The 10,658-nt window shown below is 61.2% G+C and carries 11 protein-coding genes; 5 read left to right on the forward strand and 6 right to left on the reverse strand.

Translation table 11 applies throughout. From position 1 onward, the window contains the following. The first annotated feature begins 83 nt into the window (after positions 1-83). The gene (locus HX869_RS30735) at positions 84-701 is read left to right on the forward strand and encodes a TPM domain-containing protein (protein ID WP_003209147.1); all 618 of its coding nucleotides are present in this window, start codon (positions 84-86) and stop codon (positions 699-701) included. A gap of 41 nt (positions 702-742) precedes the next feature. After that, the gene (locus HX869_RS30740) at positions 743-1,960 is read left to right on the forward strand and encodes an SAM-dependent methyltransferase (RefSeq protein ID WP_003209145.1); all 1,218 of its coding nucleotides are present in this window, start codon (positions 743-745) and stop codon (positions 1,958-1,960) included. Positions 1,961-2,069: 109 nt separating this feature from the next. Here the strand turns inward: HX869_RS30740 and HX869_RS30745 are convergent, their stop codons facing one another. Then, positions 2,070-2,969, reverse strand: a complete 900-nt coding sequence (locus HX869_RS30745) for a DMT family transporter (protein ID WP_003209142.1) — start codon at positions 2,967-2,969, stop codon at positions 2,070-2,072. Positions 2,970-3,279: 310 nt separating this feature from the next. On the opposite strand from HX869_RS30745, the gene HX869_RS30750 reads away from it, so the two are divergent. Together HX869_RS30750 and HX869_RS30755 are read left to right on the forward strand one after the other, a co-directional pair. Beyond that, a complete protein-coding gene (locus HX869_RS30750) occupies positions 3,280-3,861 on the forward strand; it encodes a DJ-1/PfpI family protein (protein ID WP_008430897.1) in 582 nt (193 codons plus the stop codon). A 16-nt stretch (positions 3,862-3,877) separates the two neighbouring features. Then, the gene (locus HX869_RS30755) at positions 3,878-4,195 is read left to right on the forward strand and encodes a ribbon-helix-helix domain-containing protein (protein ID WP_177055203.1); all 318 of its coding nucleotides are present in this window, start codon (positions 3,878-3,880) and stop codon (positions 4,193-4,195) included. Between the two features lie 105 nt (positions 4,196-4,300). On the opposite strand, the gene HX869_RS30760 is transcribed toward HX869_RS30755, so the two are convergent. The 5 genes from HX869_RS30760 to HX869_RS30780 form a co-directional block, all read right to left on the reverse strand. Then, positions 4,301-6,859, reverse strand: coding sequence for a TonB-dependent receptor (locus tag HX869_RS30760; RefSeq protein WP_003209136.1), 2,559 nt, complete (start codon positions 6,857-6,859; stop codon positions 4,301-4,303). A 128-nt stretch (positions 6,860-6,987) separates the two neighbouring features. Continuing rightward, a complete protein-coding gene (locus HX869_RS30765) occupies positions 6,988-7,956 on the reverse strand; it encodes a FecR domain-containing protein (RefSeq protein ID WP_178904142.1) in 969 nt (322 codons plus the stop codon). Then, positions 7,953-8,492, reverse strand: a complete 540-nt coding sequence (locus HX869_RS30770) for an RNA polymerase sigma factor (protein ID WP_178904143.1) — start codon at positions 8,490-8,492, stop codon at positions 7,953-7,955. Before HX869_RS30770 ends, HX869_RS30765 begins: the two co-directional genes overlap by 4 nt. Positions 8,493-8,698: 206 nt before the next feature. Beyond that, the gene (locus HX869_RS30775) at positions 8,699-9,586 is read right to left on the reverse strand and encodes a dihydrodipicolinate synthase family protein (protein ID WP_178904144.1); all 888 of its coding nucleotides are present in this window, start codon (positions 9,584-9,586) and stop codon (positions 8,699-8,701) included. Between the two features lie 27 nt (positions 9,587-9,613). Next, positions 9,614-10,396, reverse strand: a complete 783-nt coding sequence (locus HX869_RS30780) for an aldolase (RefSeq protein WP_003209128.1) — start codon at positions 10,394-10,396, stop codon at positions 9,614-9,616. A gap of 104 nt (positions 10,397-10,500) precedes the next feature. On the opposite strand from HX869_RS30780, the gene HX869_RS30785 reads away from it, so the two are divergent. After that, positions 10,501-10,658 (forward strand): helix-turn-helix domain-containing protein (locus HX869_RS30785; RefSeq protein ID WP_178904145.1); only part of this gene is annotated, 158 nt, incomplete at its 3' end.

Here is a 10,658-nt window from a genome sequence, read left to right on the forward strand (position 1 = left end):
CTTCAGGGGCGGCGGCGGTGGTTTCGGCGGCGGTGGCGCCTCGGGCGGCTGGTAATGACAATAACTAGAGAGCATCAACAACCATGGCATTATTGAGTCAACACGAGCAACGCCAGGTCGCCGAGGCGATCGCCCGGGTCGAGCAACAGACCGACGCCGAACTGGTGACCGTGCTCGCGGCCCGCGCCGACGACTACGCCTACATCCCGCTGTTGTGGGCCAGCCTGCTGGCGCTGGTGGTGCCGGGGATCATCCACTACCTGTCGGGCTGGTTGACCATGTACACCTTGCTGCTGGCGCAGTGGGGCACGTTCGTCGTGCTGTGCCTGGTGTTCCGTTTGCCCAGGGTCACCACGCGACTGATCCCGCGCTCGGTGCGCCATTGGCGCGCGTCCAACCTGGCACGGCGGCAGTTTCTCGAACAGCACCTGCACCACACGCTGGGCAGCACCGGGGTGCTGATTTTTGTCAGTGAGGCCGAGCGGTATGTGGAAATCCTGGTGGACAAGGGGATTTCCAGTCGCCTGGATGACAGCAGTTGGGATGCGATCGTCAAGGACTTCACCCGCCAGGTGAAGCAAGGCCAGACGTTGGCCGGGTTTGTGGCGTGTATTGAGGCTTGCGGGGAATTGCTCAGGGAGCACGTACCGGTGACCCACGCACGCAATGAGCTGCCGAATCGGTTGGTGGTGTTGGAGTAGTGTAAAATTCCCGGCATTCCCTGCCCGAGGCGTTTTTGTTCATGTCTGCCACCGCTAAACCTGCCAGCCCCGCGCCGGATCATCACGCGCAGTTCCTCGAACTGCTGAGCGCGAGCCTTGAGCAAAACGCCTTTATCAAGCTGGTGCTGGCCAAGTACGTCGGCACCGAGCCTGATCTTCAGAAGCTGATCATCAAGCAGCTGACGGTCAAGGATCAGCCTTGCCTGTCCTTCGTCTATCGCTACAAGACCCGCGACATCACCAAGAACTTCTCCCTGGCCGACGGCGTGGCGGCAATTGCCGAGTTGTTGCCGGCGGCGTTCAAGAATGCGCACCTGCTGTCGGTGACCGACGAAGCCCAGCTGGAATACAGCAAGAAAAACAAAAGCTCACTGTTCAAAAGCAAGCCGCAGCAACTGCGCGAAGCGCCGTCTGCCGAGCACAACCGCGAGAAGAATCGCTTCCTGGACCTGACCCGGCCCTTCCTCGCCGACCTTGGTGTGACCAACGCGAAACACGAGCTGATCCCGGCGATGTCGCGCAAGTGGAAGCAGATCAACAAGTTCATCGAAGTGTTCAGCCATGCGCTGACCACCTCGCCGCTGAAGCTGGACCAGCCGGTGCGGGTCGCGGACTTTGGTTCGGGCAAGGGTTACCTGACGTTTGCCATCCACGACTACCTGCGCAACACCCTCAACGCCGAGGGCGAAGTCACCGGCGTGGAGCTGCGCGAAGACATGGTGACCCTGTGCAACAACGCCGCCGCCCGCCTGGACCACCCGGGGCTGGTGTTCAAGTGCGGGGATGTGCGCAGCGTCGCGCCCAGCGAGCTGGACGTGATGATCGCCCTGCATGCCTGCGACATCGCCACCGACTACGCGATTCACACCGGCATCCGCTCCGGTGCGTCGATCATCATGTGCTCGCCGTGCTGCCACAAGCAGATTCGCCTGCAGATCCAGAGCCCGGCGCTGCTCAAGCCGATGCTGCAATACGGCCTGCACCTGGGCCAGCAGGCGGAAATGGTCACCGACAGTTTGCGCGCGTTGTTCCTTGAAGCGTGCGGCTATGAGACCAAGGTGTTTGAGTTCATCTCGTTGGAGCACACCAACAAGAACAAGATGATCCTGGCGGTGAAGCGTGCCGAGCCGGTGGACAACGCTCAACTCCTGGAGAAAATCCAGGAGCTCAAGGCGTTCTACAACATCACCGAACATTGCCTTGAAACCCTGCTGCGGGCGGACGGTTACCTCGCCTGAGTGCGACGCAAATCAAAAATGTGGGAGCGGGCTTGCTCGCGAAAGCGGTGTGTCAGTCACCTGATGTATCAACTGACCCACCGCATTCGCGAGCAAGTCCGCTCCCACATTAGATCGCGCTAGCCTTGGGAGCTGGCGCAGGCTTCACGCTGGTCTTGCGCCCCAACATCACCGTCACAATCACCCCGCAGGCAAACAGCCAGGTAATCGGCTCGATGTGTTCACCAAAAAACAGCGCCGAAAACGCGATGGTGAAAAAGATCTGCAACAGCTGAATCTGGCTGACCCGGGCGATGCCACCCATGGCGAGCCCGGCGTACCACGCAAAGAACCCCAGGAACTGCGAAAACAACGAGACATAACCAAACGCCCACCAGGTGCGCATGGAAATCGGCCCTTCGTGTTGCAGCGCCAGGTAGGCCACCGGCCCGATCAATACCGGCGTCGACAGCACCAGCGCCCAACAGATTACCTGCCAGCCGCCCATCTCCTTGGCCAACCGGCCGCCTTCGGCATAACCCAGGCCACCCACGGCAATCGCCCCGAGCATCAACAGGTCGCCCGCCTGGATGCTGCCGGCTCCGGTGATCAACGCATAACTCAGCACCAGCGCACTGCCCAGCGCCGCGCAGGCCCAGAAGGCCTTCGACGGACGTTCATGGGACAGCCACGCCGCGTACAGCGCCACGCACAGCGGCTGCAACCCGTTGACCAGCGCGCCATGGGACGCGGGCAAGGTTTGCATGGCCCAGGCCGACAACACCGGGAAACCCAGGATTACCCCGGCAATCACCAGCGTCAGCCCGCGCACCTGGCGCCAGGTGGGCCAGCGCTCACGGCGCCACAGCAACAACGCCGCCGCCGGCACCGCCGCGAACAACGCCCGGCCCAGGCCATTGAGCAACGGGTGGATTTCCTGCACCACGATACGGGTGAAGGGCAGGGTGAGGCTGAAGATGACGACGCCCAGCAGGCCGAGGGCCATGCCGGTATTTTCGCGGGAGCTCATGGAAGGAACCAGAATCGAATGGGCCGGAAGTGGATGTTCATCTAGCCACAAAGCCCCGCAAACGCGCGCTTACAGCTGGGTGCAGATTGGACCGTACAGTTTGTGTAGGAGCGAGCTTGCTCCCGAAAAACCTGAGAGCGTCGCGGGCTGTCTGGTTACCCGCGTTATCGTTAACGTGCTTCGCGAGCAAGCTCGCTCCTACAGAGGGCTGGTCCGCAATGATGTAGTAGCGGGCCATTACCCGGCTCATCGGCACAGGTCTATCTTGGCTACTCCTATCTGCCCAACCGTTCAACCGGAGGAATGTCCCATGGCCGCGAAAAAAATCCTGATGCTGGTCGGCGATTACGTCGAAGACTATGAAGTGATGGTGCCGTTCCAGGCGCTGCTGATGGTGGGGCATACCGTGCACGCGGTGTGCCCTGACAAGGCTGCCGGCCAGACCGTGCGCACGGCGATCCACGACTTCGAAGGCGACCAGACCTACAGCGAAAAGCCCGGGCACCTGTTCGCCCTGAATGCGGATTTTGCCAAGGTGAACGCCGCCGACTACGACGCGCTGCTGGTGCCGGGTGGCCGTGCCCCTGAGTACCTGCGGCTGAACGAAAAGGTCCTGCAACTGGTCAAGGATTTCGATCAGGCTGGCAAACCCATCGCTGCCGTGTGCCATGGCGCTCAACTGCTGGCGGCTGCCGGGATCCTGGAAGGCCGAGAGTGCAGCGCCTACCCGGCGTGCGGGCCGGAGGTACGACTGGCGGGCGGTACGTTCATCGATATCCCGGTGACCGACAGCCACGTTCAAGGCAATCTGGTGACGGCCCCGGCGTGGCCGGCGCACCCAAGCTGGCTCGCGGGTTTCCTCGGCCTGCTGGGCACCAAAATCACCCTGTAAAGCGGAGGTCATCGCCATGTGCGAACTGTACGTCAAGGCCGACCCGATTCTGTACGAATCCCGCTCGCGCTCCCTGCGCATCTGCGGCGTGGTGACCACCGTGCGCCTGGAAAACCAGTTCTGGGACATCCTCAGCGAAATCGCCGAGGTGGATGGGATGACCACCAATCAACTGATCGCCAAGCTGTATGAAGAAGTGATGGATTACCGCGGCGAAGTGGTGAATTTTGCTTCGTTCTTGCGGGTGAGTTGCACGCGGTATTTGAGCAGGCAGCGGGTTCACGCCCCAGAGCTCAGCCTGGTTAATACAAGAAATGGCGCGCAGAAGATCTGAATGTGGGAGCGGGCTTGCTCGCGAAGGCGGTGTGTCAGGTAACTCATGTACCGACTGATCCAGCGCTTTCGCGAGCAAGCCCGCTCCCACATTGATTAGTAGGGGTCAGAAGAACCGCGTCACACTGATCTTCGCATCCCGGCCCTTGGTGTAGGCGCGGTCGCCGCTCAGGGCCGGTCGGAAGTTGTTGTTGAACAGGTTGTCCACGGTGAAGTTCACCTCGGTACCCTTGAGGTAAGCCTGTTGCGGCTTCCAGCTGGCGAAGAGGCCCTGGGTGTTGTAGCGCTTGTTGCCGTACTGGTCGTAGAACAGGTCGCCGATGCTGGTGCCCGGGCCGCCGGAATACTTGTCGCTCGGCAGGCGGCTGGTGGCGCCGATGAACTGCCCTTGCCAGCCTACCCGCATATCCAGGCTCGGAATCTTGGTGCCGAGCACCACCACCCATTTGGTTGGCGGAATGTCCCGCGCCCAGACGTCCGGCCCCCACGGGTTGGTGTAGGCGCCTTCATGTTTGCCGGTGGTGTAGGCGAACGATACCGAGCCGAACACGTAGGTGGAGTCATAGAAACTCTCGGCCTCGAAACCCTTGATGGTCATGCCGCCGATGTTGCGGTAGTTGGACATCGCGCCCGGCGGGCAGGCGCTGGAAATCGTCCCGCCGTTGACCGCCTGGTTCTGGCAGCCCACGCCCGTGGCCTTGAAGATTTCGTCCTCGACCTTGTTGTGGAACAGCGTGGTACGCAGTTGCAGGTTGTCGCCGTGGGCGAACACGTCGGCGAAGCTGGTGACGTTGCCCAGGGTGATGGAGGTGATGCGCTCCGGGTCCAGGTCCAGGCTGGTGGCGGTGCGGCTGCCCAGGCCCTGGACTTCATACTGCTCGTCGATCACTGGCGCACGCCAGGTGCGGCTCCAGTTGGCGAACATCGCCACGTTCGGGGTGATGGTCCAGTACGCCGCCAGGCGTGGCGACCAGCCGGTGTAAGTGCGGTCGCTGTAGTCATGGCCGATGGCCGGGTCCGGGTTGCTGTAGTACGGCGCGTCGTTGGCCTCGCCGCGGTTGCGCACATGGTCATAGCGCATCGACGGGGTAATGGTCACATCGCCCAGCGTCACCGCGTCCTGGATAAAGAAGCTGTTGGTGTCGACCTTGCCATGGGGCATGAAGCCCGGCTGGAAGTGCCCGTAGTTGTATTTCGGGGTGTTGTAGGTGGCGCCGGGCATCCACATTTCGGTTTCCCGGGTGTGCTTGCGGATTTGCACACCGGTGGTCACCGCGTGCTGCAACGCACCGGTGGAAAACAGGCTGACGTTGCGTACGTCGAGGTTCTTGTCGTTATAGGAGGTGTCCATCTTGCGCCCGCCGGTGGCCAACTGGAAAAACGCCGTGGCGTCGCGCTCGTCGGTCTGGTCGGTATTGGATTCGGAGTACTTGATGGTCAAGTCCACCAGCGGGTTATTCATCGGCTGGTATTCGTACTTGCCGGACCAGGTGGTGTCGACGGTATTGCGGTTGGCCAGGAAGCGTTTCAGCGCGGCTTCGTAGCCATAGCGGTCGATGTTGGCCTGGGTCGGCGGCGTCGGGTAGCTGGCGGCAGAGAAGGGCGTCCAGCGCTGGCTGTTGGAGCGCGAATACGACAGACCCAGGCTTTGCTCATCGGTGAAGTGAGCATTGAACTTGAACAGTTTGCCGTCCACATTCTGGGCGCTGTTGGGCAGGCGCTTGGGGTTGATCGGGTACTGGTTGTTGTCGTTGGGCAGGGTGGCAGCCAGTTTCATGTCGCCGCCGTCGCGCTGGGTCAGGTAGGCCAGCGCATCGAAGCGGCCGTCATCGGTACGCCCGTAAACGGCACTGCTGTAGACCTGCTCATGGTCGTTGCTGGAGTAGCCGTATTTGAGCATGGCACCGCTGTTGCGCCCGTCCTTGAGCAGGTCCGGGGCATCCTTGGTGGTCATGTTGACCGTACCGCCAAAGCCGCCGTTGCCGCTGAAGGGCGAGTTGGGGCCTTTCTCCACTTCGATGCTCTTGATCAGCTCGGGCTCGATAAACACAGTGCCCTGCTGGTAGCGCTCAAAGCCGCTTTTGGTTGCGCCATCGACGGTCAGCGGCACGTCTTCGGCGTCGCCGAAACCACGGATGTTGATGGTCTGGCCACCGGGCTTCAGCGAGCCGCCCTGGCTGATGCCGGGCAAGGTTTGCAGCAGGCTGGGAATGTTGTTGGACTGGTAGCGGTCGATGTCCGCCTGGGTCAGGGTGGAACGGCCGACGGTGGTGGAGTCGACCTCGTTGCCGGTGCCGATCACGCTCAGGGCGTCGAGCTGGATCGCGCTGCTGTTGGTGGTCTTGCCCTCTTCGGGGCGTACCACGTAAGTGCTGCCGACCTTGAGCAATACGAACTCGCCGTCCTTGAGCAGAGTGCGAATCGCCACTTCCGGTGTGAAGTCGCCATTGAGGGCTGGCGCCTGGATATTTTTCAGCAGCGCTTCATCGAACAGCAGCTGGATTTTCGCCTGCTGCGCCACCTGGCTCAGGGACGTGGCCAGGGACTGGGCCGGCAGTTGCAGCTTGAACGACTCGGCCTGGGCACTCAGGCTGAAGGCCAGGCAGGCGGCAATGGCGGTGGGTCGAAGAAACAGGTGCTGAACGTGGCAAGGCGCGCGAAACATGAAATCCCCCGGAGTAGCCAAATGGCCAGAAAGGTGTGCGTATCAAACGCAGACCCGAGGAAGACGCGGCAGGAAAAATAATCCTCACATGCGAATGCAAAATATTCTCAAATAAGAATTCCGCGGGGCTATTTGCGCGGTTCGATCCTGATATTGCCGTCGGCCAGGGCCACGGTTTTCACCGGCAATAGCGCCGGCAGGGCGTTGAGCAGGGCGTCCGGATCATTCACGTCCAGATTGCCCGAGACCTTCAGTTGCGCCACCGCGCTGTCCACCAGCAACGGCGCCTGGGGCCGGTACAGGCTCAACTCGTCCATCAGGCTGGCCAGCTCGCGATTACGAAACGACACGTGGCCGCCGCGCCAATCGGCGACCTCGCCGGCAGTGAGGGTTTGCTGCTGCAGCGTGCCTTTGGCATAACTGAACGTAGCGCGCTGATCGGCGCCGAGCAGGGTGGCCGGCAGCCTGGCATCCGGATCGAACGCCACTTGCCCATGGGCCACGCTGACCACCAGTTGCTGCTTGCTGCGCCGCACATCGAAGCCGGTGCCGACCACCCGCACATTGGCTTCACCGGCCTGCACGAACAGCGGACGCTCCTTGTCGGGCGCCACCTCGATATACAACTGGCCCTGATCCAGATGCACGATGCGCTGGTGACTGTTGAAGTCCACCCGCAGGCGCGTATTGGCGTTGACGTACAAGGTGCTGCCGTCAGGCAAATGCATGGTGCGCATTCCTTTGGCATGGGCCGCGACCTGGGCGTGGAACAGCTCGCGTGGGGCGCCGATGTTGCTCGTCAGCACGGCACACACCAGGGCGGCAGCCACCGCCAGGGCCGGGCGCCACACGGGTGGTTTGCGCACGGGCAGCGGTGTCGGTTTGTTCAGTTGCTGCAACTGGGCCAGGTCGGCCCAAAGCTGTTCGAATTCGGCGTAGGCGCGGGCATTGGCCGGCTCGGACTGCCAGGCGGCAAACGCCTTGCGGTCGGCGCGACCGGCGTCATTGCGGTTGCGCGCAAACCAGCTGGCGGCCTGGGCATCGATGGAGTCGCTGGCCTCGATGTCATAGGTGTCGATGTCGCTCAGGCGGGTCATTCTGGCTGCTCCTTGCCCTGTTCTTGTTGAAGTCGCTGCTTGCAATGCAGCAAGGCAAAAGCGATGTGCTTTTCCACCATGCTGACCGAAACGCCCATGCGCTCGGCGATCTGCGCCTGGCTCAGGCCTTCGAAGCGGTGCAGCATAAGGGCTTCTCGTCTTCTCGGCGAGAGTTCAGAGAGGACTTCTTTCAACTGTTCCAGGCGTTGCAGGCGTTGCGCGGCGGCCATGGGATCGTCTCGCGAGTCGCTGACAGGTTCGGCATCCAGTTCGGCCTGTTGCTGGTGGACGGTGTGCCGCACCTTTTGTTTGCGCCAGTGATCGCGCAGCAGATTGCGCGCCATCTGGAACAGAAACGCCCGTGGCTGCTCGACCTGAGCCCGGTCGCGGTAGTCCAGCCATTGGGTGAAGACATCCTGGGTCATGTCTGCCGCGTCGCTGGCGTTGTTCGTGCGTTTACGCAGGAAATGCAGGATATCTGCATAAAACCCGCGAAAGGCATCGGCCGACAGCGGGTCGGGCTTGGGACGAGACATGGATATCCTTCTTGACGAAGCACGACGTGGAAAAGTCGTGAATGATATCGAGAATTATTGTCATTTGTCTCTATTGAAAATCCAAGGTTGGATGCGGACTAAATGTGGGAGCGGGCTTGCTCGCGAAGGCGGTGAGTCAGTCGACCTATTAATTGACTGACCCACCGCCTTCGCGAGCAAGCCCGCTGCCACATTTGGATTGCGTTTCAGCGCAACAGGGTCAGTAGCTCTTGCAACTGAACACGGCCTGCCTCAGCCAGCGGGAACACCGGCAGCCGTGGATCCCCCGACTCCAGGCCCGTCAGCCGCAAACCGGCCTTGATCGTCGCCGGCAAGCCACCTTTGAGGATGAAATCCAGCAACGGCAACTGGCGATAAAACAGCTCCCGCGCTTTCTCCAGGTCATTGGCCAAAACGGCTTCATACAAATCCAGGTTGAGCTGAGGAATCAGATTCGGCGCCGCCGTGCACCAACCTTTCGCGCCCGCCGCAAACGCCTCCAGTGCCAGCGGATTGCAGCCGTTGTAGAACGGCACCTGGCCCTCGCTGCGCCGGTGCAATTGATGCATGCGCTGAATATCCCCGGTGCTTTCCTTGACCATGGTCACGTTGTCGACGCTGTTGACGATGCGCAGGATCAAGTCCACCGACATGTCGGTGCCACTGGTGGCCGGGTTGTTGTAGAGCATGATCGGCACGCCGATGCTGTCGCCAATGGCTGCATAGTGGGCGAGGATTTCCGCCTCGCTGAGTTTCCAGTACGAGGCCGGCAATACCATTACCACGTCCGCGCCGTGGGCCTCGGCAAACTGCGCACGACGCACGGCCTTGGCGGTGGTCAGGTCGGAGACGCTGACGATGGTCGGCACACGCTGGCCAACCTTCTGGATGCTGTAGGCGGCGACTTCATCCCACTCTGCATCACTGAGATAGGCGCCTTCGCCGGTGCTGCCCAACGGTGCGACAGCGTGCACGCCGCTGTCGATCAGGCGGTCGATCGAAAGGCCCAGGGCGTCGAGGTCAATGCGCTGTCCGTCCGTGCTGAACGGGGTGATGGTGTAGCCGATAATGCCGTGAATAGAAGGGCTGGACATGGAAAGGTCTCCGGTCGAAAAAGGATTTCAGTTCAGGCAATCGGCGTGTTGGCGCAGGTTCTGCCGAGCGTAGTAGTTGAACGCGGCGCCGTGGCGCTTGGGCTTGGAAATCCAGTCATGGGCTTCGCGGCCCAGTTCCGGCAGGATCGGCTTGATCGTGCCGGCGGCCATCGCCAGCAGCTGCAACTTGGCCGCGCGTTCGATCAACTGTGCGATCACACAGGCTTCCTCGATGCTCGCCCCAGTGGACAATTGGCCGTGGTGGGAAAGCAGAATCGCGCGTTTATCCCCCAGGGCAGCGGTGATGATTTCACCTTCTTCGTTGCCCACCGGCACCCCGGGCCAGGCTTCGAGGAATGCGCAATCTTCGTACAACGGGCAGAGGTCCATGTGGGACACCTGCAAAGGCACTTCCAGCATCGACAACGCAGCGATGTGGGTCGGGTGAGTGTGGATGATGCAGTTCACGTCCGGGCGACCGCGGTACACCCAGCTGTGAAAACGGTTGGCCGGGTTGGGCATGCCATGGCCTTCCAGCACCTCCAGGTCTTCGTTGACCAGCAATAGGTTGCTGGCGGTGATCTCATCAAAACCCAGGCCCAGTTGTTGGGTGTAGTAGGTGCCAGGCGTCGGGCCGCGTGCGGTGATCTGCCCGGCGAGGCCGGAGTCGTGGCCGTTTTCGAACAGGATCCGGCAGGTCAACGCCAGCTTTTGCCGGTCGGTCCACGTATTATCCGCCAGGGTGTTTTGCATCTGGGTCAGCGCTTGCTTGACCAGTTGGTCTTTCGGGAGTGCTAATGTCTTGGCCATATCAGTGTCCTTGTTCGTTGCAAATGACACTAAAGAGACTATATGACACAAAGTGTCATTAGCAAGCATTCATCATCGCCTCTTTAATGGATTAACCGCTGCACATGTCTATCCGTTTGAAAATATTGAGAAAAAAACTTGGTGTGACGTTGGAGTCGCTCGCGGAAAAATCCGGGATGACCAAGAGTTACCTGTCGAAAGTCGAACGCGGGTTGAATACGCCGTCGATTGCGGCGGCGCTGAAACTGGCCAAGGCGTTGAA

The organism is Pseudomonas sp. P7779 (genome assembly GCF_013386315.1).
Classification (GTDB): Bacteria; Pseudomonadota; Gammaproteobacteria; order Pseudomonadales; family Pseudomonadaceae; genus Aquipseudomonas.

Excerpts from the sequence above, each read along its gene's own strand:
- HX869_RS30735 (WP_003209147.1), top strand. The coding sequence starts at position 84 with ATGGCATTATTGAGTCAACACGAGCAACGCCAGGTCGCCGAGGCGATC.
- HX869_RS30740 (WP_003209145.1), top strand. The coding sequence starts at position 743 with ATGTCTGCCACCGCTAAACCTGCCAGCCCCGCGCCGGATCATCACGCG.
- HX869_RS30745 (WP_003209142.1), bottom strand. The coding sequence starts at position 2,969 with ATGAGCTCCCGCGAAAATACCGGCATGGCCCTCGGCCTGCTGGGCGTC.
- HX869_RS30750 (WP_008430897.1), top strand. The coding sequence starts at position 3,280 with ATGGCCGCGAAAAAAATCCTGATGCTGGTCGGCGATTACGTCGAAGAC.
- HX869_RS30755 (WP_177055203.1), top strand. The coding sequence starts at position 3,878 with ATGTGCGAACTGTACGTCAAGGCCGACCCGATTCTGTACGAATCCCGC.
- HX869_RS30760 (WP_003209136.1), bottom strand. The coding sequence starts at position 6,859 with ATGTTTCGCGCGCCTTGCCACGTTCAGCACCTGTTTCTTCGACCCACC.
- HX869_RS30765 (WP_178904142.1), bottom strand. The coding sequence starts at position 7,956 with ATGACCCGCCTGAGCGACATCGACACCTATGACATCGAGGCCAGCGAC.
- HX869_RS30770 (WP_178904143.1), bottom strand. The coding sequence starts at position 8,492 with ATGTCTCGTCCCAAGCCCGACCCGCTGTCGGCCGATGCCTTTCGCGGG.
- HX869_RS30775 (WP_178904144.1), bottom strand. The coding sequence starts at position 9,586 with ATGTCCAGCCCTTCTATTCACGGCATTATCGGCTACACCATCACCCCG.
- HX869_RS30780 (WP_003209128.1), bottom strand. The coding sequence starts at position 10,396 with ATGGCCAAGACATTAGCACTCCCGAAAGACCAACTGGTCAAGCAAGCG.